The sequence below is a fragment of the Actinomyces sp. oral taxon 170 str. F0386 genome, assembly GCF_000195595.1.
Lineage (GTDB): Bacteria > Actinomycetota > Actinomycetes > Actinomycetales > Actinomycetaceae > Actinomyces.
In genome coordinates this window covers 95,489-115,344 of sequence record NZ_GL882544.1, presented here as the reverse complement: position 1 = coordinate 115,344, position 19,856 = coordinate 95,489, and the positions used below count along the sequence as shown (strand labels likewise).

General features: G+C 65.7%; 16 protein-coding genes. 11 read left to right on the top strand and 5 right to left on the bottom strand.

Annotation, left to right across the window (positions count from 1 at the left end; genetic code table 11):
• The first annotated feature begins 377 nt into the window (after positions 1 to 377).
• From gndA to HMPREF9056_RS08525, 7 genes are all read left to right on the top strand, one after another.
• Positions 378 to 1,853, top strand: a complete 1,476-nt coding sequence (gene gndA / locus HMPREF9056_RS08555) for an NADP-dependent phosphogluconate dehydrogenase (protein ID WP_009404482.1) — start codon at positions 378 to 380, stop codon at positions 1,851 to 1,853.
• Between the two features lie 47 nt (positions 1,854 to 1,900).
• Positions 1,901 to 4,618: an aminopeptidase N gene (gene pepN / locus HMPREF9056_RS08550; RefSeq protein WP_034514323.1), complete on the top strand. Its 2,718-nt coding sequence runs from the start codon at positions 1,901 to 1,903 to the stop codon at positions 4,616 to 4,618.
• Positions 4,619 to 4,871: 253 nt separating this feature from the next.
• The gene (locus HMPREF9056_RS08545) at positions 4,872 to 5,324 is read left to right on the top strand and encodes an FHA domain-containing protein (RefSeq protein ID WP_009404480.1); all 453 of its coding nucleotides are present in this window, start codon (positions 4,872 to 4,874) and stop codon (positions 5,322 to 5,324) included.
• Positions 5,321 to 6,085, top strand: a complete 765-nt coding sequence (locus tag HMPREF9056_RS08540; protein ID WP_172635256.1) for a MerR family transcriptional regulator — start codon at positions 5,321 to 5,323, stop codon at positions 6,083 to 6,085. Before HMPREF9056_RS08545 ends, HMPREF9056_RS08540 begins: the two co-directional genes overlap by 4 nt.
• Positions 6,086 to 6,219: 134 nt before the next feature.
• Positions 6,220 to 6,693, top strand: a complete 474-nt coding sequence (locus HMPREF9056_RS08535) for a DUF151 domain-containing protein (RefSeq protein ID WP_009404478.1) — start codon at positions 6,220 to 6,222, stop codon at positions 6,691 to 6,693.
• A 317-nt stretch (positions 6,694 to 7,010) separates the two neighbouring features.
• Positions 7,011 to 7,538 carry a MerR family transcriptional regulator gene (locus HMPREF9056_RS08530; RefSeq protein WP_009404477.1) on the top strand — a complete coding sequence of 176 codons (528 nt, stop codon included), beginning with the start codon at positions 7,011 to 7,013 and terminating at the stop codon, positions 7,536 to 7,538.
• A gap of 158 nt (positions 7,539 to 7,696) precedes the next feature.
• Positions 7,697 to 8,656 carry an aldo/keto reductase gene (locus HMPREF9056_RS08525; protein ID WP_009404476.1) on the top strand — a complete coding sequence of 320 codons (960 nt, stop codon included), beginning with the start codon at positions 7,697 to 7,699 and terminating at the stop codon, positions 8,654 to 8,656.
• Positions 8,657 to 8,676: 20 nt separating this feature from the next.
• Here HMPREF9056_RS08525 and HMPREF9056_RS08520 read toward each other — a convergent pair whose 3' ends face one another.
• Entirely contained in the window at positions 8,677 to 10,278 is a 1,602-nt protein-coding gene (locus HMPREF9056_RS08520) for an Hsp70 family protein (protein ID WP_009404475.1), read from the bottom strand.
• A gap of 308 nt (positions 10,279 to 10,586) precedes the next feature.
• Here HMPREF9056_RS08520 and HMPREF9056_RS08515 point away from each other — a divergent pair, with 308 nt between their 5' ends.
• The 4 genes from HMPREF9056_RS08515 (at position 10,587) to HMPREF9056_RS08500 (ending at position 15,989) form a co-directional block, all read left to right on the top strand.
• Positions 10,587 to 11,825 (top strand): inorganic phosphate transporter, encoded by a 1,239-nt coding sequence (locus HMPREF9056_RS08515; RefSeq protein WP_009404473.1) that lies wholly within the window; start codon positions 10,587 to 10,589, stop codon positions 11,823 to 11,825.
• Positions 11,822 to 12,067, top strand: a complete 246-nt coding sequence (locus HMPREF9056_RS08510; RefSeq protein ID WP_009404472.1) for a hypothetical protein — start codon at positions 11,822 to 11,824, stop codon at positions 12,065 to 12,067. Before HMPREF9056_RS08515 ends, HMPREF9056_RS08510 begins: the two co-directional genes overlap by 4 nt.
• An 87-nt stretch (positions 12,068 to 12,154) precedes the next feature.
• Complete coding sequence (locus tag HMPREF9056_RS08505; RefSeq protein ID WP_009404471.1) at positions 12,155 to 13,699, top strand: glycoside hydrolase family 32 protein; 1,545 nt, start codon at positions 12,155 to 12,157, stop codon at positions 13,697 to 13,699.
• Positions 13,700 to 13,919: 220 nt separating this feature from the next.
• Entirely contained in the window at positions 13,920 to 15,989 is a 2,070-nt protein-coding gene (locus HMPREF9056_RS08500; RefSeq protein ID WP_009404470.1) for a PTS beta-glucoside transporter subunit IIBCA, read from the top strand.
• A 91-nt stretch (positions 15,990 to 16,080) separates the two neighbouring features.
• Here the strand turns inward: HMPREF9056_RS08500 and HMPREF9056_RS08495 are convergent, their stop codons facing one another.
• The 4 genes from HMPREF9056_RS08495 to HMPREF9056_RS08480 all read right to left on the bottom strand — a co-directional run bounded on the left by HMPREF9056_RS08495 (position 16,081) and on the right by HMPREF9056_RS08480 (position 19,777).
• Complete coding sequence (locus tag HMPREF9056_RS08495) at positions 16,081 to 17,109, bottom strand: LacI family DNA-binding transcriptional regulator (protein ID WP_009404469.1); 1,029 nt, start codon at positions 17,107 to 17,109, stop codon at positions 16,081 to 16,083.
• Positions 17,110 to 17,219: 110 nt separating this feature from the next.
• A complete protein-coding gene (locus tag HMPREF9056_RS08490) occupies positions 17,220 to 17,843 on the bottom strand; it encodes an SGNH/GDSL hydrolase family protein (RefSeq protein ID WP_009404468.1) in 624 nt (207 codons plus the stop codon).
• Between the two features lie 45 nt (positions 17,844 to 17,888).
• On the bottom strand, positions 17,889 to 18,614 hold the full coding sequence (locus tag HMPREF9056_RS08485) for an ABC transporter ATP-binding protein (protein ID WP_009404467.1): 726 nt from the start codon (positions 18,612 to 18,614) through the stop codon (positions 17,889 to 17,891).
• Positions 18,615 to 18,664: 50 nt separating this feature from the next.
• Complete coding sequence (locus HMPREF9056_RS08480; protein ID WP_009404466.1) at positions 18,665 to 19,777, bottom strand: ABC transporter permease; 1,113 nt, start codon at positions 19,775 to 19,777, stop codon at positions 18,665 to 18,667.
• Between the last annotated feature and the right edge of the window lie 79 nt (positions 19,778 to 19,856).

Below are 19,856 nucleotides of genomic sequence, written 5' to 3'. Positions count from 1 at the left end.
GCAGTGCCGCAACAGAGACTGCCGGCGGACTGCGGTGGTCCGGAGGCCTGCCCGGTCAGGGTCGCCGCAACGGCTAAGGAGCCGTAAGGGCCGAGCGCCACTGTAACGCGCATGCAGGCACCTCACCGGTGAGGAACAGTCTCACCGTGAGTCGTCACACCCTGTCGGGAAGCGACTGAACCACGGACGGTCCTCCTGCTCGAGGACGGGACGCGGTAGGGTCATACGGCGTTGACAGATGCCGGTTGGTGCCCGCCGGCCTCCGTTGCCGGATCGCCGGCGCACCGCCCCGGCATCACGGATCGCAACCTGCAGTCCGCCACCACCGTTTGGAGTCGCAGGGCCGTCTCAGGCCTGTTGCACAGGAAAGGACCTTCATGAGCAGCTTCACTCCCGCACCGGCCACAGCCGACCTCGGTGTCTTCGGGCTGGGGGTGATGGGGGCGAACCTCGCCCGAAACCTGGCTCGCCACGGTCACGCGGTCGCGATCTTCAACCGCACGCTCGCTCGCACCGAAAGGCTCATGGAGCGCTACGGCTCCGAGGGCGAGTTCGTGCCCGCGGCCGACTTGAAGGACTTCGTGGCCTCTCTGCGCACCCCGCGTGTAGCCATCATCATGGTCCAGGCCGGAGCCGCCACCGAGGCGGTCATCGAGGAGCTCGCCACCCTCATGGAGCCCGGCGACATCATCGTCGACGCCGGAAACACGCTTTACACCGACACCCGGCGCCGCGAGGAGTCCCTGCGCGAGCGTGGCCTTCACTTCGTGGGTATGGGCGTCTCCGGCGGTGAGGAGGGGGCACTCAACGGTCCCTCGATCATGCCCGGTGGCACCGCGGACTCCTACAAGCGCCTGGGGCCGATGCTGGAGTCCATCTCGGCCCACGTCGATGGCGCCCCCTGCTGCACCCACGTGGGGCCCGACGGCGCCGGTCACTTCGTCAAGATGGTCCACAACGGCATCGAGTACGCCGACATGCAGCTCATCGCCGAGGCCTATGACCTGCTGCGTCACGTCGGCGGCTTCAGCGTTCCCGAGATCGCCGAGGTCTTCCGCTCCTGGAAGGACTCCGAGCTCGACTCCTACCTCATCGACATCACCACTGAGGTTCTCGCCCACACCGACGCCACCACCGGGGAACCGTTCGTCGACGTCGTTGTGGACGCCGCCGGCCAGAAGGGCACCGGCGTGTGGACCACCCAGACGGCTCTTGAGCTGGGCGTGGCCGTACCCGCTATCGCTGAGGCGACCTTCGCCCGCGCAGTCTCCTCAGCAAGTGCGGCGCGCGCCGCCGTCCAGGCCGCCGACATCGCTCCGGGTACCTCGGCCCCGACTCTGGCCGGCCCTGAGGAGCGACGCGCTTTCGTCGATGCCGTCAGGCAGGCCCTCTACGGCTCCAAGATCGCCGCCTACGCCCAGGGCTTCGATGAGATCGCCACCGCCTCGAACCAGTTCGGCTGGAACATCGACCTGGGTGCCATGGCCCGCATCTGGCGGGGCGGTTGCATCATTCGGGCCCGGTTCCTGGACGACATCACCCGCGCCTACGGCGAGAACCCGGACCTGGCCAGTCTGCTGACTGCGCCGGTCTTCGCCTCCTCCCTGGCCGCAGCGCTACCGGCCTGGCGCCAGGTGGTGGCCACCTCCGCCACCACCGGCGTCCCGGCCCCGGCTTTCGCCTCCTCCCTGGCCTATGTTGACCAGCTGCGCTCACCGCGCCTGCCTGCAGCCCTCATTCAGGGGCAGCGCGACTTCTTCGGTTCGCACACCTACCACCGCGCTGATGACCTCGAGGGCGTCTACCACACGCTGTGGGCCACCCCCGAGCGCCCCGAGGAGAAGTGGAGCTGAGGCCCGACCAGCCCTCGTCCGTTCCGCTTGCCGCTAGATCCCTGAATATGACAGCCACCGTCCCTGCTCGCTCAGACAGCCCCATGAATCTGCGTCACGAGGAAGCCGTGTGGCGAGCCTCGGTGTGCCGGATGCGCTCCAGCCACGTGACGATCGACGTCACCACGGCCACCGTTCCCAGTAAGGCCGTCTTCCGGGTCCGCTGTCGGATGCGGCTGCGCATCGGGCAGCGGACCGAGGGACTGTGGGTGGACTTCGTGGGCCGGAGTGTCGACTCACTCAGCGTTGACGGTCAACCGGCCGCGGTGACCTGGGACGGCGCCCGCATCGCCCTGCCCGTCCTCGATCTGGGAGAGCACGTGGTGGAGATCGAGGCGCGCGGCCTCTACTCCAACTCGGGCCAGGGACTGCACCGTTTCCACGACCCGGTAGACGGTGCCACTTACCTCTACACGCACTTCGAGCCCTCCGACGCACGCCGGGCCTGGCCCGTTATGGAGCAGCCTGATCTCAAGACCCGGTTCTCACTGGAGGTCATCCACCCGCGCGGCTGGACAGTCATGTCCAACACCTGTCCGGTGACGGGCGGGGCAGGCGCCGACGTGTCGGCTGACGCCGACGGCGCTGAGACCGGAGACTGCTACGAGGTGACGTCCTTCGCCCCCTCCAAGCCACTGTCCAGCTACCTCACCGTACTGACCGCCGGTCCCTGGCACCGGGTGACCGGGCAGTGGAGCTCAGCGAGTCGTCAGGACCTGACGATCCCACTGTCCTGGTCCTGCCGGGCCAGCCTGGCCGATCACCTCGATGCCGCCGAGCTCCTCGACATCACCCGCGCCGGCCTGGACCACTACGACCGTGCCTACGACTACGGCTTTCCCTGGGACTCCTACGACAGCGTGCTCGTCCCCGAGTACAACCTCGGCGCCATGGAGAACCCCGGCTGCGTCACCTTCAACGAGGACCTCTACCTCTTCCGCGGACCGGCGACCCGATCTCAGAGGGCGGGGCGAGCCAACACGATCCTCCACGAGATGAGCCACATGTGGTTCGGCGACCTCGTCACCCCTACCTGGTGGGAGGACACCTGGCTCAAGGAGTCCTTCGCCGACCACCAGGGCACCTGGGCGGAGGCCGAGGCGGCCGGCTACGCCGAGGCATGGACGACCTTCGCCTCCACCCGCAAGGCCTGGGCCTATCTGGAGGACTCCCGGTCGGCCACCACTCACCCCGTCGTGGCGCAGGTCGACGACGTCGAGGCCGCCCGCCAGACCTTTGACGGCATCACCTACGCCAAGGGCGCTGCCGTCCTCAAGCAGCTCGTCTCTCACGTGGGGCAAGACGCATTCCTCGAGGCCTCCGGGAGGCTCTTTGAGCGCAGCGCCTACGGCAACGCCACTTTGGGCGACTTCCTACACGTACTCTCACAGGCCTCAGGTCTCGACATGCAGGACTGGGCCCGCGCCTGGCTCCACACGGCGGGCCCCTCCGTCATCACCGATGAGCTGGTTGTCCATGAGGGCCGGATCGTCTCGCTGACCCTTTGCCAGGAGGGGACCGACCTGGCCACCGGGAAGCCTGTGCTACGCCCGCACACGCTCATCGTCGGCCTGTACTCCTTCGACGACGACGGTGCGCTGGTGCGCACCCACAGGCTGCCGGTCACCTTGAGGACTGATCGTCTCGAGATCCTTGAGGCGTCGGGTCTGCCGGCTCCCGACCTCGTCGTGGTCAATGACGAGGACCTCACCTACGCCGTCGTGCGTCCCGACGACGTCTCCCTGTCCCGCCTCGCCGCCTCTCTCGGGGCAGTCCGCGATCCCATGGCGCGGGCCCTGTCCTGGTCGATGCTGCACAACCTTCTGCGTGACGCCATCATCGGCGCACCGCTGTTCGTCGAGACCGTCCTGGCGCACGCCGACGACGAGACTGAGCCGGGCACCCTGGCAACGCTGCTGAACCAGGCGCTACGAGCCGCCTGCCGGTACTCCGACAGACAGACGGCGCAACGGCTCCTCGAGCGGCTCATCTCCGAGGATCTGTTACAGGAGCATCCGGAGGGACCACAGCCGTCCGCGGTGCACGGTGGCTGGGGCAGACTCCGCGCCGCGGCCCCAGGCTCGGACGCCCAGCTCGTGCGGGTCCGTGCATGGCTGGAAGCCGCGGGGCAGGCGATGCTGCTCGGCGAGGAGACGCGGGCCCGCATGACCGTCCGCATACGCAGGCTCCTGAATGGCGGCCTTCCCGGCCTGGAGATGGACGATGATCTGCGATGGCGGGCTCTGACGGCGTTGGCGCGATTGGACGCCGTCGGCCCCGATGAGCTCGATGCACAGCGGAAGGCGGACCCGACGGCCAGCGGCATCACCTGTCATCTGAGAGCCTCCAGCTCGATGCCCCACCCGGAGCTCAAGGCGACGATCTTCGACCGGCTGCTCACCGATACGACCCTGAGCAACGACCACGTTGACGCCCTCATCGCGGGCTTCGCCGTCGATGCTCATCGCCATCTGACCTCCCAGTTCACCACTCGCTACCTCCACGAGCTCCAGGAGGTGTGGTCCGGGCGCGGTCAGGAGATCGCCACGCGGTTGGTGACGGACCTGTTCCCCGTCTGCGGGGACGAGGACGATGCTCAAGCGGTTGACGACTGGATCAACGCCCATCCCGAGGCGCCACCGGCCCTGCGTCGGCTCCTCCTCAAGAGCCTCGACGACCTGCGACGAGCCCTTGACGCTCGTCGTGCTGCCTCAGCCTCCACCTGAGCGGCGAGCCCCCACCCTCTATGAGACCTTTGTCCTAGCTTGAGCAACATCAGTAGGTGTCGTTACCTATCTGAGACCCTCATGTGGTGCTTCTGATCACCTGAAGGGAGCGACTGAGGGCGGACAGCGGGTAGGCTTCCCGATGTTCGTGGCAAGCCATGTCGTGGTGTTGACTCGACGGCGGTGCAACGAACGGTATGGTGGTCCCTGAGGCGGCGCACCGGGCGCCGCAACGAACCGAGGGGCAGGAATAATGTCGAGCAATCCGATCGAGCAGGATCCCTCCTCCACCCAGACCTTCGGGGTTGCCGATGTCGTCAACTCAGTCGACTCCCCGGTGGTGGGGCTGAGTCAGCAGGACGCCGCGGCGATCGCTGCCCTACCGTCGGGAACGGCGCTTCTCCTCGTCCACCACGGGCCGACCACCGGTGCGCGGTTCCTTCTGGACGCTGAGGAGACGACTGTGGGACGCCACCCGCGTGCCGACATATTCCTCGACGACGTCACGGTCTCCAGAAAGCACGCGGTCTTCTCATCTCTTCCCGATGGGGGCTACGGGGTCCGTGACTCCGGTTCTCTCAATGGCACCTACGTCAACCGCACGCGCGTGGAGCAGGTGGCTCTCCGCTCTGGTGACGAGGTCCAGATCGGCAAGTACCGGATGACCTACCACCCCGGCCCCCAGAGCGGAGCCGCGTCTCGGTGAGTGCCGCAACTGCACGAAGCAAGAAGCGAGCCTCGTCCTCCTCCTTGCTCGAGGCCTCTGAGCGCCCGGCCGGCGGGAGCTGGCCCCGCGGAATCTCCCGAGAGCCCGTGATGAAGATCGGGCAGGTCGTGGATCTCCTCAAAGTGGAGTTTCCCGCCCTGTCGATCTCTAAGGTTCGCTATCTCGAGGGGGAGGGGCTCATCAGTCCCCATCGGGTCGGAAACGGTTACCGTCGCTACTCGCAAGCAGACCTGGAGCGACTGCGCTATGCCTTGGCGGTGCAGCGGGACGAGTACCTTCCTTTGCACGTCATTCGTGATCGTCTGGCTCACCTCGATGCAGACGCAGAGGCCCCCGCGCCTCAGCCTGTCGCTCGGGTGGTCGCCCGCGACGGGCAGATCGTCGACGACGGCCCCATGGATCTCGAGGCGCTCCTGACCCACTCCGGTGCCAGCGAGTCGCAGATCGAGGAGCTCGTCTCCGTCGGGCTCATCAGTCCCGACGTCCGAGGGCGCTACAGCCAGCAGAACCTGAGAACCGTACGCCTGGCTATGGAGATCACCCGTAAGGGCGTGCCCCTGCGCAACCTGCGCGCGGTGCGCGCCTCGGCCGAGCGTGAGGCGGACACGATTGACCAGGCGGTGGCTCCACGTCGGTCCCGTTCCCGGAGTGCCGGTGAGGAGACGGCACGGGAGCTGGCCGAGCTCGTGGCGGACCTGCACACGATCCTGCTGCGGCGTGCCGTCGACGCGCTGGGGTGACTGTGCGCCGACAGGTGTGTGTCGGAGTCGGGTGCTCACGGCAAGGACGAGTGTCGACGAAAGTCAGCACTCGCCGTATGCGTGTTCGCGGGACAGGGGTAAGCGCCGCGTCTTAGGGTTGGAACGTGCCATTGATGCAGTTGGTGGGTGTCAGGTCCACCAATCCTGATGACGGCCTGGTCGCGGTTCTCGTGGAGGACGGTGGGCCGGCGATGCTGGCGATTCCAGTGACTGCGCATGAAGGGCTGGTGCTGCATGCGCACGACTCATACCGGTCGCCGTCCTGGCCCAGGCTCCTCGATGACGTTGTCGAGGCCCTGGGTGGGCGCATCGGGCGCACCGAGCTTGACGTCGATGATGACGCTCGCATTGTCGCCAGGCTCGTCGTCGAGGTGCCCGAGCGTGAGGACAAGGTCATGACAGTCTCCTGCACTCCGGGCGAGGGGCTCCTTCTGAGTGGCTATCACCGGTTCCCAGTGCATGCCAGCAGCTCGTTGACTCGTCTCAGGGCTGTCGATCTCAGCGATGACCGTGGGGCTGAGAAGCTTGCGCAGTGGCGGCGGATGCTGTCTGAGACTCACGACCTTGCCGACGACACGCGGGACTGATGTGACGCGTGTGACTGAAGTTGTGATCTGTGGCACCTTTGCCACGGGATGTGCTACTGCTGAAACGGCTCTATCTCGGGGAACTGCTGGTGTTATGGCTCGGATGCTCGACCTCATCTAGAGATTCATGCCTGACGGCACATCGAGATGGGGGCGTGCCCTTCGTTGAGCATCGCCCTCACTGGCCCTATCGTGGAGCCGTGGCCGCAAGAGGCGAGCCGCCGCGTCGGTTTTAGACGCGTCTCTTTTGGTGACAGGAGCAGCTCGTGAGCATGAATGAAGCCAGTGCGGTAGCAAGGCCTCAGCGTACTCAGGGCATGCTGTTCGGCGACCCGCTTCCTCAGCTCGACGCCGACTCGGGCTACCGGGGGCCGGTCGCGTGCCGCGCCGCCGGCATCACCTATCGGCAGCTCGACTACTGGGCCCGTACCGGCTTGGTTGAGCCATCGATCCGCAGCGCCAAGGGGTCGGGCTCCCAGCGTCTCTACTCCTTCCGGGACATCCTGGTACTCAAGGTCGTCAAGCGGCTTCTGGACACCGGAGTCTCTCTGCAGCAGATTCGTACGGCCGTCAGCGCACTGCACTCTCGTGGTGTGGAGGACCTGGCATCCATCACCCTGATGAGTGACGGCGCCTCGGTCTACGAGTGCACATCCGCGGACGAGGTCGTCGACCTCGTCGCCGGTGGTCAGGGCGTCTTCGGCATTGCCGTGGGGCGGGTGTGGCACGAGGTCGAGGGAGCGCTGGCTGACCTGCCCGTCGACCACGCACAGGCGCTAGGCACGCCACTTGTTGAGGACGAGTTGGCCAGGCGCCGCGAGGCCAAGCGGCAGCAAGCCATCTGAGCTCCAGGAGGGACTGCTCGAAGGGGCTGTTCGCCGAGGCTGGAACCGCGGTAATGGTTCCAGCCTCGAATCTATTCTGGCTCTGTTGGTCCGACCTATGAATGGACGAACGCCGTCGTGGAGCAGTTCCCGATGGCGCTCGGAGATCAGGAGAGAACATGACTGAAGCACCGACTCGCCCGCTCGCCGACCTCAGGATCAGCCCCATCGGGCTGGGCGGCAATGTCTTCGGCTGGACAGCCGACGAATCCACCTCCTTCGAGGTGCTCGATGCCTACCTGCATGCCGGGGGAAACCTCATCGACACCGCCGACGGATACTCCTACTGGGCCCCGGGCAACTCCGGAGGAGAGTCGGAGACCGTCATCGGGAGCTGGCTCGCCTCACGCCCCGCACGCGATCGCATCGTGCTGGCCACGAAGGTCTCCACCAAGCCCGACAGGCCCGGTCTGAGCACCGACAACATCCGTCTGGCGCTGGAGGAGTCCCTGCTGCGCCTACGTACTGACGTCGTCGACATCTACTACGCACACTTCGACGACGAGTCCACCCCGCTGGAGGAGACTGTGGCCGCTTTCGAGGAGGCTCGCCGTGCCGGCAGGATCCGGCACGTGGGACTGTCCAACTACACGCCCGAGCGCATCCGACAGTGGTTCGCCATCGCCGACTCCCAGGGGAGTGCACGGCCCATCGTCCTACAACCCCACTACAATCTCCTCCACCGTGACGACGTCGAAGGCTCAGGCGGTAGAGGACAGGTCGCGGCCGAGCTCGGTATGGGGATGATGCCCTACTTCGCCCTGGCTGCAGGTTTCCTCACGGGTAAGTACCGTCGGGGCGAGGTGATCGACGGTGATCGTGCCGGCATGGTTGCGGACTACCAGCAGACCGAGTGTTACGACGTCGTTGACGTCGTAACACAGGTGGCTGCGAACCATGGGGTGGAGCCCGCCGCCGTGGCGTTGGCCTGGTTGCGTGACCGGCCCGGTGTCGTCGCTCCGTTGGCCTCCGCACGCAACCTCAAGCAGCTGCGGCCGATCGTGGATGCCCTGACCCTCGAGCTCAGTGACGAGGAAACCCGGGCTCTCACCCGGGTCTCCGACGCTGCGCACTCCTGACCCGCTCCTGGGGCCGGCACCTACTCAGTGCGTTGCCCCAGGACGTAGCGGCGGCTGTACCCGTCGGTGAGGTCGGTGATAGTGACTCGCACCAGGCCGGCCTCATCGATGCGGTAGTGCTCTTGAATCCGGGGGCCGCGATCTCGTCGCTCCACGGAGCAGGTGCGCAGCTCCTGATCATCCACCTCCCGCAAGGACGCCTCGAACGGAAAGACGATGTCCTGGTAGGGGGCGATCTCGCCGCGCGGCTCACCGGAGTCGTCGACGTCGGCGCACTCCACGAAGCGGTACCAGCCGATGTTGTGGGCGGCGTCGTACTCGCGGGTCAGGACGGTTCCCTCCCGACCGCCGGGAGAGGCCTGAATCGACTCGGGGTTGAGGATCGCGTCGAAGGTGAGCCGGTGGCCGCCGTCGGCCTCACGGAAGACGCCGAAGCCGCGTGAGAGCCTGTCGGTGAGATCGTAGTCGCTGGTGCGGTCCGCCGCGATCGCCAGGCCGATGGCCGTGGAAGCCCCCGGGTAGGGGGAGCGGTGGACCCTTCGACCGAAGCGCTCACGCAGGAGCCGGGGGACCAAAGGAAGACCGGAGGCGCCCCCGACCAGGTAGACGCCTGCGATATCCGTCAGATCCGGGCTGCCGTCATCAAGTCTGCCGACCAGCGGAGCCATCGTGGCCAGGGAGCGCTCGACGAGCGGGGTGCAGGCCTGATAAAGACCAGTCACGGGAAGGACGATGTCCTGCCCCCGCAGGACGATGAGCACCCGGCGGCTCTGGGGGGTGAGGTGCTCCTTGGCGTCTCGGCACTGGTCCAGCAGGTCGTCGAGCTCGGTGGGGGAGAGATCCTCCTCGGCGATACCCGCCCTGTTTAGCACATTCGTGGCCATGAGCAGATCGACGTCATCGCCACCGAGGTCACCCAGCCCGTGGGATGCCAGGACCTCGTGCGAGGTACCGACGACATCGACCAGTGAGGTGTCGAAGGTGCCCCCTCCCAGGTCGTAGACCAGGACCCGAGTGCGCTTGGAGGAGACGGTGGTGGCCTTGCGGTGCGTGTACTCGAAGCCTGCTGCGCTGGGCTCGTTGAGCATGGCGGCGACACAGAAGCCCGCCTGCTGGAAGGCCTCAAGGGTCAACAGGCGCTGGGCTCCGTAGGCGTGGGCCGGCACCGCGACGACCGCCCGGGCACGACTGATATCCACGTCCTGCTTCGCGAGCTCGGCTTTGAGGTGACGCAGGTAGCTGGTGAGAACCTCCAAAACGGAAAAGGACTGCTCACCTAGCGTCACCGGGGTGGAGGCCGTCAGCGTGGGGGAGGCCAGAACCCGTTTGAGGCTGCGCAGCAGCGGAGCCCCCTCGTGGGCCGCCTGTCGGGCGGCGAACCCGTGGACGAGCTCGCCGCCGCGCAGCGCCGTCAGTGAGGGGACGAAGTCGTGCTCGTCGCCGTGCTCGTCGGCGAAGCTGAGAACCGGGTAGTTTCCCCGATCCGCGCGTGAGACGACGGTTCGAGTCGTTCCCAGATCGATTCCCAGGTCGATATCGGTCGTCGACGCGGTGTCGTTCCCCTGTCCGGGAAGAGCCCCGCTGTGGATGCTGTCCAGGCTGTTCGTGGTGTCCGCTGCCATGTGGCGACCTTATCGTGACGCGCCCCTCTTTCTGGGGAATACCACTATGTCGAGAGGTCTTTGTGGGACGTGACAATCGGCTCAGGGATGTTAGGTCCTCGTTGGGACGAAAGGCCGTGTTGCTGGTCCGTGGGTGTGACGTATGCAGGAAGCGTCAGATACTGGTGGCAAGCCTCGACAGCGATTGGTTAGGCAGCAGGGCGATCAGCGGGTAACAATACTGGTGGGTTGCGCTCAAGCGGCCCGGGCCTCTGCGGCCGCCCGTCAGGGCGGTGGAGAGGGTCACCCAATCTCCCATCGGGAACGGTATGAGCACCATTCTCTTCCTCGTGATCGTTGTTGTCGTGACCGCCCTTGTCTTCGACTTCACCAACGGTTTCCACGACTCGTCCAATGCCATGGCGACGTCGGTGGCGACAGGAGCCTTCACGCCCAAGCGGGCGGTCCTGGTCGCTGCCGTGCTCAACGTGATCGGCGCCTGTCTGTCCACCGAGGTCTCCAAGACCATCTCTCACGGCATGTTCGACGACGCAGTGATCCAGGCGGCGCCGGCCATGATCTTCGCGGGTCTGGCCGGCGCCATCCTGTGGAACCTGGCGACATGGCTGTTCGGATTGCCGTCGTCATCGTCGCACGCGCTGTTCGGGGGACTCATCGGGGCGGTGGTCGTGGCAGCCGGAATCCAGGGTGTTCACTGGGGAACAGTGATCTCCAAGATCATCCTGCCGGCCGTCATCGCACCGATGGTGGCCGGAGTGGCCGCGGCACTGGCCACAGCGCTCGCCTATCGCATCGCCCATCCGACCAACCCATACTCCCAGAGACTCTTCCGCAACAGCCAGCGAGTCACCGCCTCACTGGTGGCCCTGTCCCACGGAACCTCCGACGGACAGAAGACCATGGGGGTCATCACCCTCGCACTCGTAGCCGGCGGCTACCAGGAGGCCGGTACCGGACCACACTGGTGGGTCATCACCGCAGCCGGACTCGCCATCGGCCTGGGGACCTACTCCGGAGGGTGGCGCATCATGCGCACCATGGGACGCGGGCTGGTGCATGTCGAGGCTCCCCAGGGCTTCGCCTCCGAGACCGCCTCAACGGTAGCGATCCTGGCCTCCTCGCATCTGGGGTTCGCCCTGTCCACCACCCACATCTGCACCGGGTCGATCCTGGGCTCGGGGATCGGCCGGGGAACCAAGGTGTCATGGGCAACGGCCGGCAAGATGGGGATCGCCTGGCTGGTGACGCTTCCGTGCTCAGGCCTGGTGGGCGCCGCCACGTCCTACGTCGCGGTCAAGGGAGGGGCTCCGGGCACGATCGCCGTCATCTGCCTGCTCATTCTCGGGGCCCTAGCGATCATCCGGCAGGCCGGCCATAACCGCGTGGACTTCTCGAACGTCAACGATGCCTCTGAGGTCGTCGTCGTCAAGCAGAACCCGGAGCTGGGACGTGAGCCGCGCACACCGGAGGAGGTGCGCTCCGAGATCGTCAATGGTACGACCGATCAGGAGAGCGCTCAGAGGATGACGACAGGATCCATGGCATGACCGGCATGACGATCGACTGGGGCTCCTTGGGACTGGTGACCGCGGTGACGGTACTGGGCACGGCTTTCATCCTCATCATCTGCTCACTGGCGGCTCGTATGATGGCCACCGTGCACGCCAAGCACGAGGCCGGCGAGGTCGAGGGCGTGCGCTTGGCTCAGGTCCTGGCCGTTGTCTTCATCTCCATCGCCGCCATGATCGCGCTGTTCGGCCTGTGGCTCATCGTCCCTTACTTCCACTGAACTTCTACTGGCGTCAGCTGAATCTGCCGCGCCTGCTCACCGAGCGTCCAGTCCAGTGAGGGGGAGTGGTCCTGCTAACATCCGATCGTGACTGAGGACCTCAAGGGCCTGGCCCTGGATGCGATTGCTACTTCCGCTGCGGCCGATGACCCGGACTATCCGAGTTTCCACGTCGTTCCGCCGGTAGGACGACTCAATGACCCCAACGGGCTCCTGGTCGATGGAGCCACCTATCACGCCTTCTACCAGCTCAGTCCGTTCCACCCTCATCGCAAGCTGGTCTACTGGGGGCACTCCTCCTCGACGGATCTGCTGCACTGGCACCACCATGAGCCGACCATCATCCCGGACTCCTTCTACGACCGCTCCGGCGCCTACTCCGGCAACGCGATCGTCCTGGAAGGCCGCGAGCTGGATCTTGCCCCCGCCCAGGCCGCCTATCAGCTCTTCTACACCGGCAACCTCAAGGACCCAGTCACCGACGAGCGCACCGCCAGCCAGTGCCTGGTCACCAGCAACGACCTGACCTCCTTCACCAAGTGGCCCGGCAACCCTCTCATCCCCACCCACTCGCAGGGTTACACGGCCCACTTCCGTGACCCGCAGGTCTTCCGCGACCCCGACCGGCCGGGGGAGTACCGAATGCTCATCGGGGTCCAGCGCACCAACGAGACCGGTGCTGCGGTCCTGTACCGCTCCCGGGACCTGGTCGCTTGGGAGCTCGAGGGCGAGCTCAGCTTCCCGGGGGCGGGAGGGGCCTTCGACTCCTTCGGCTACATGTGGGAGTGCCCCGGCCTGGTTCGGGTGAAGGACGAGGACACTGGCGAGGACTGGGACGTCCTCATCTGGTGCCCCCAGGGTATTACCCCGGAGCGAGAGGGCTTCGAGAACATCTTCCCCTGCGTCTACACGGTGGGGCACCTCGTGGGCACCGAGCTGTGGGACACCGACGGAACCTTCCACGAGGTCGACCGGGGATTCGAGTTCTACGCCCCGCAGGCCTTCGCCCGCCGCCCCTCCGAACCGGGACCGGTTCTGCTGACCGGGTGGGCCGGTAACGCCTCCGAGGACGATCAGCCCTCGATCCAGACCGGTCGGTGGGTCCACGCACTGAGCCTGCCTCGAGCACTCAGTCTGAGGAACGGCCGACTCATCCAGCGACCCGCAACAGACCTGCCCGACGACGCCGGACAGTCGGCTCTGGTGGGTAGGCCTCTGGAGACCGGTCAGTACGAGGTGGTCGAGCTGCGCGGGCACCGCAGCTGGCAGCTGCGTCTTGAGGCCAATGCGGCGCCCAGCTCAGGCGCTTGGGGGCTTCGGATCGGTTCTGACCAGTCCCATGTGGACATAGTCCTGGACGAGGGAGCGCTTCGGGTGGATCGTTCGACCTCCCGTTACACCCAGTATGGTGCCGTACGTACAGTCACCCTTCCTGAAGGGTGTGAGCCGGTGCTGGAGATCGTCCATGACCGCTCATTGACCGAGGTCTTCGTCGGCGACGGGATCCTGGCCTTCACGCTGCGCAGCTTCGTCGATGTCAGTAGCTCGGGAGCACGACTTCTGGTGGAGAGGCCCCTCGAGCTGACATCCGCCAGCACCAGGACTTTCCCACCGAGACCTGATGCCCTCTGATAGCCCCGCCATGACGGGGGGAAATGGTGGTTCCGCAGTCCTGACACGAGGAATTGACCGAGGCTTCTCTCTCCAGTTGCAGGGTGTTGTGACGCACTGTACTGTGACGATCGATTGACACAGGTGTGGCCGCCGGGAGTCAGCGACGTTCCCGACCAATGGGTTTCCCAGCCCTCCCAGCTCTTGCGGTCCCATCACGAGAAAGGAACCCCGGGTGGCAATGGATCACGCCCGCGTGGCGAAGGACGTCCTGACGTACGTCGGTGGCGCCGACAACATCAACGCAGCAGCGCACTGCGCAACCCGTCTGCGTCTTGTCCTCAACGACATGGACAAGGTCGACCAGAAGGCTCTCGATAAGGACCCCGATCTCAAGGGCACCTTCATCGCGGGCGGCATGTTCCAGATCATCGTCGGACCGGGAGACGTTGACCTCGTCTTCTCCGAGATGATTCACACCGGAGGGGTCAAGGAGGTCTCCAAGGACGAGGCCAAGGAGCAGGCGGCCAAGAGTGGTAACCCACTGTCCCGCTTCATCAAGGCTATCGCCGACATCTTCGTGCCGCTGCTTCCGGCCCTGGTCGCCGGCGGTCTCATGATGGCGATCCACAACGTCCTCACGGCCGACTTCTTCACCTCTCCGGCGTTCGTGGCCCCGGACAACCCCACAGGCGCCTACGGACTCGTCGACAGGTTCGCGTGGCTCGCTGACTACGATGACGTCATCAACCTCGTCTCCTCCGCGGCCTTCGCATTCCTCCCGGTCCTCGTCGGCTTCTCGGCGGTCAAGCGCTTCGGAGGCAACGTCTACCTCGGCGCCGCCATGGGTGCCGCCATGGTTTCCACCCAGCTGACCAGCGCCTACGAGATCGAGACGGCCCGGGAGGCCGGCTCCATCGAGGTGTGGCACCTCTTCGGCCTGACCGTGGACAAGATCGGCTACCAGGCAATGGTCATCCCCGTCCTGTGCGTCTCCTGGTTGCTGGCGTACATCGAGAAGTGGCTCCACAAGCGTCTGTCCGGAACGGCCGATTTCCTGCTGACCCCACTCATCACGCTACTTGTCACCGGCTTCCTCACCTTTGTCGTCGTCGGCCCGCTGGCACGTGAGCTCTCCGACGGCATCACCAACGGCCTGAGCTGGCTGTACACGACCGCCGGACCCGTAGGCGGGTTCCTGTTCGGCCTGGTCTACTCACCGATTGTCGTCACCGGGCTGCACCAGTCCTTCCCGGCGGTGGAGTTGCCCCTCATCGCACAGATGAGCGGCGGCGGTCCCGGATCCTTCATCTTCCCGATCGCCTCCATGGCAAATGTTGCTCAGGGTGCCGTGACCTTGGCGGTCTTCTTCCTGACCAAGGACTCCAAGATGAAGGGGTTGGCCGGTGCCGGTGGTGTCTCCGCGATCGTCGGTATCACCGAGCCCGCCATCTTCGGTGTCAACCTGCGCCTGCGCTGGCCCTTCTTCATCGGTATGGGCGTGGCCTCCCTCGGAGGCGCCGCGGTCGCTCTGCTCGACATCCACAACCAGGCTCTGGGGGCTGCCGGCTTCGTCGGCTTCGTCTCGATTGTTCCTGACGACATCGTCAAGTACCTCGTCCTCGAGGTGATCGTCTTCATCGCCGGGTTTGCCGCTGCCTTCGCCTACGGCACCACCCGCGGCAGGGCCTCGCTGGCCGGAGACGATGTTGAGGACGCGGATGAGGCCGCTCTGGAGGCCGAGGCCATGGCCGAGCACGCAGAGACCGTCGAGTTGCCCGCCGAGGCCACCGAGGACTTCACTGTGACTGCGCCGATCCAGGGACGCGCGATGCCACTGTCTGAGGTGGAGGACCAGACCTTCGCCTCCGGGATGCTCGGCCCGGGCATGGCGATCGCTCCAGCTGAGGGGCCGGTCGTCTCCCCGGTCGACGGCGAGGTCCTCGTGGCCTTCCCGACCGGTCACGCCTACGGACTGCGCGCCGCCAGCGGCGTCGAGCTGCTCATCCACATCGGTATGGACACCGTCCAGCTTGAGGGCAAGCACTTCAGCCCCAAGGTCAAGGCCGGCGACAAGGTCCTGCGCGGCATGCCGCTGGTGGACGTCGACTGGGCCGCGGTCGGTGCCGCCGGCTACCAGACCGTCACTCCGATCGTCGTCTCCAACGCTCAGGGCTACGAGGGTATCGAGGAGCACGGCGCCGGAACGATCCACCGAGGTGATGCCCTCTTCGACGTCGTCCGTAAGACCGATGAGTCCGGCGGCGACACGGCGGACGCTCAGGCCGACACTGTGGAGGCCAAGGCCTGAAGCCGCTGAGAGCGACCTTCTCCTCTGTGACAAAGTGCCTTGAGGTCCCGACGTCTCAACGTCGGGACCTCAAGGCACCTCCGCTGATTCGCTAAGAGGTACGTCCGGACAACAGTCTGACTTCCATCGGGGAGGGGACTCGTAGCTTCGTCCGGGGCTGGCCGGAGTGGTCCTCGCTCGAAGCCACTGAGGCCATGGACTCGATCCGATTCAGGAGCAGGTCGGCTGCGGCTCGGGCCAGCTTGGCAATGGGTTGCTGGATCGTGGTCAACGATGGCAGGGCATGCTGCATGGCGATCGTGCCGTCGAACCCGACGACCTTGAAGTCATCAGGAATCCTCAGGTCGCGCTCGGCGGCCCACTCCACTACCTGCGCGGCAGCGAGATCATCGGTGGCGAAGACTGCATCAATGTCGTCGGCAACGAGATCGAGCCGCTCGCGGATGAGGTCCGGGCGCTCGGCGTTGGGAGTGTTGAAGTCGACGGTGAGGACCACCGGCTCGATACCGGCCTGTTGGAGCACCTGGCGGTACCCCTTCTCCCTCAGGTTATGGATTCCGGTGCGAGAGGTCAGCAGCGCCGGACGGCGTGCTCCTCTCTTGAGCAGGTGCTCGGCTGCGAGACGACCACCGGCCTCGTTGTCGCAGCGGACGTTGGGGACAGTGGGGGAGAGGTCCCGGTCCACACTGACCACGGGCAGATGAATCGAGCTGTAGTCGGCCAGGCCGTCGTTGTGGGCGCTGGAGATGATGCCGTCAACCCGGTGCGACACCAGCAGGTCGAGGTACTCACGTTCTCGATCTGCCTTTCCCATGGAGTTGCAGACAAGTGTCCTGTAGCCGTGGTCGGCCAGGAAGTCCTCGACATGCTCGGTGAGCTCACCGAAGAAGGGCAGGGCGACGGTCGGGACGATCAGCCCGATTGACTGTGTGGACTTGCCGTGCAGGGCTCGGGCGATCTGATTGGGGCGGTAGTTGAGCTGTGCGATCGCCTCGGCTACCCGCTCCCGTGTCTCCTGGGAGAGGTAACCGCGGTTGTTCAGTACGCGGGAGACTGTCGTCAGCGAGACGCCTGCAGCCTGGGCAACATCTGCCAGTGTGGGTTCGCGATATGACTCCACTAGTGGGTCCTCGAGCTCCTTGGTCGTTCACGGTTGGCGCGATCTGCTCTCAAGCATATGCCTCGAGGGGATCATTACCCAACTGACCTGCGTAAACGTGGACAGGAGCGTTATGCGCCCGGTAGGAGCCCGGCGTAGAAGGCGATCATGGCGCTGGCCATCTGGGCATGGCCGGCGTCATCGGGGTGGATCCCGTCGATGGCCAAACGGTCCTCGTCACCGCTGATTGCGGTGGTCAGAGCGTCGGTCGAGGTCAGGCCCAGTGACGTGGCTCTTTCGTGAACGAGTCGGTGTATGGCCTGGAACCGTGGGCCGGTCTCCAGGGAGGGGAAGTACGGGGCGATGATGACCGAGGCGCCTCGCAACCGGGTGGAAATGAAGGTGAGATCGTGGTCGATCGCCTGCTCGACCAGCTCTCGCTGGGATGGGAGGAAGGCGGCGTCGTTGAGGCCCAGGCTGACCGTGACGACGTCTGGCTCGCAGCGTAGGACCGCCTCCAGCCAGGTACTGTCCCGGCACGACGGCGAGCGCTGGCCGCCGGGCAGGTGGCCTCCGCGTCGCGCGAAGAACCCGAGGCCGTCAGCCGCCAGGTTCACCTCCCGCCACCGTTGATGCTCACACACCAGTGAGGTCCAGCGGTTGCGCGGGTGGCTCAGCGCCCGCCAGCCGGTGGTGACGGAGTCACCGAGGAAGACAGCGGTGGGGAAGTGGTCGGAGTTCGGGATCGTGGACACGACTCCCGACTGTAGTTCTCCGGAACACAAGGGGCCAGCGCAGTCTCAGGCCGACTCATCCTGTTCGGTCACCTGAACCGGTTTGTTCTCATCCGCCTCACGCGCTGGCCCCGTCCTTTCGGTCAGAACGCCGTCGTGCATGACCAGGACCCGGTCGCACATGGGTAGGAGCCGCTCGTCGTGAGTGACCATGACGGTAGCCTTGCCCAGCTCGTGGGTCTGATCGGCGAGGAGGTGGGCGACGCCCTGGGCTCGTCGGGTATCCAGGGCCGCGGTCGGCTCATCGGCCAGAATAATGTCTGGGTCATGGTAGAGCGCCACGGCGATGGCTGCGCGCTGGCGCTCACCCCCAGAGAGCTCGGAGGGGTAGGCGTGTGCTCGCTTCGAGATGCCGAGCGAGTTCAGGAGATGATCCCGCCTGTCGGTATCGCCCTTTGAATGCGTCACCCGGTCATACAGGCCGAACTGGTCGTTGATCCTCAGGAAGGGGACCAGGCCGGAGGCCTGGAGAACGAAACCGATGCGTCGAAGCCTGAGCCTGGCCCTGCGCTTCTCCGGTAGGGAGGAGAACGGCTCACCCGAGATGGTGACGGTGCCGCTGGAGGGGGTGCGTAGGCCACCCATGATGGTCAGGAGCGTTGACTTGCCCGAGCCGGAGGGGCCCAGGATCCCGACCAGCTCGCCGGCGCGCAGCTGAAGGTCGGTGCTGCGCAGTGCATGAACGGTCTCATCGCCCTGACGGTAGTCCCGGGTCACCGACTCCAGGGACATGACTGCGCCTACTCCTTGGCCTGCCGCCTGGCTAGCCGCTGTCGGTGTCGTCATGAGATGGCCTCCACGGGGTCGATACGGGAGATGACCCGCACGGAGATGAGTCCGCCGATGACCGAGACGAGCACGAAGGCGGCGGCGATGAGCAAGTCGAGGAGTCCGGAGAGTCGGAAGGGGACGGCGCTGGGCAGGACCAGGGAGGTCGTCACCGTCAGAAGCAGCCCGATGCTGATGCCGGCAACCGACAGTACGAGGGTCTGTGCGCAGCCGGACCGGATGAGATAGCCGGTTGGCACACCACGTGCCTTGAGGATTCCCAGAACTGGCCTCTTCTGCAGTGTCAGCACGTAGATGAAGATGCCCAGCACTGTGGAGGCGATGATGACCAGCGAGCCGATCATGAGACTGAAGGTGAGGACCTGTGCCGAGTAGCCGGGAAGCGTCTGGATGAGCTCCTCACTGGTCAGGATCGTCAGACCCGCGTCCTGGGCGGACTTCATGGCCTTGCTGTCACCGGCCAGGTCGGCCTTGAACACGACGGCGGAGACCGCGGGGGACAGGCTGGTGGGGCCGTACCGGCTCAGGGCCTGGTCATCCAGCGTGACGACGGGAGCTGACTGGAAGGTCGTGTCGTGGGTGAAGCCAACGATGGTCCAGCTGTGATCGGACCCCAGAAGCTGGATCGTGTCGCCGAGCTCGAGCCCCTTGGCCTCGAGAGAGTCATCCACGAGGATCTCCGTCTCGGGGTTGGAGATCGCTCGACCGCTGGCCACGGTCGGGCCGAGAGCGCCGTCCAGGTCGACGCCGAAGGCGAAGACATCGTCACGCAGCGCCTCGCCGTCCTCATCCTTCACGTCTGGGGCCTGGGCGACGGCAGCAGTGCTCATGAGGGTCGACGCTGTGGTGCTGTGCTCATGTGCCAGGTTCTTGGCGGTGCTCAGCTGTTCGTCACTCAGTCTTGAGGCGGAGAGGTTCTCGTTGGAGGCGTCGGTGATGGCAACGCTTCCTGAGCCCCACCCATCGATACCGGCGCGGTAGAGATGGGCCAGCCCAACTGCCAACGAGGCCAGGAAGAAAGTGAGGTAGGCCACCAGTACGATAACGGAGATGATGAGCCCGAAACGAACGGGTTCGTGGCGGATCTCGCGCAAGGCGAGGAACATGAGGCTCCCTGATGAAAGAGTCGGCGGGCGAGCCTGCTGGCGCGCTCCGCGAAGGCTACACGGAGCCTGTATCTCACGC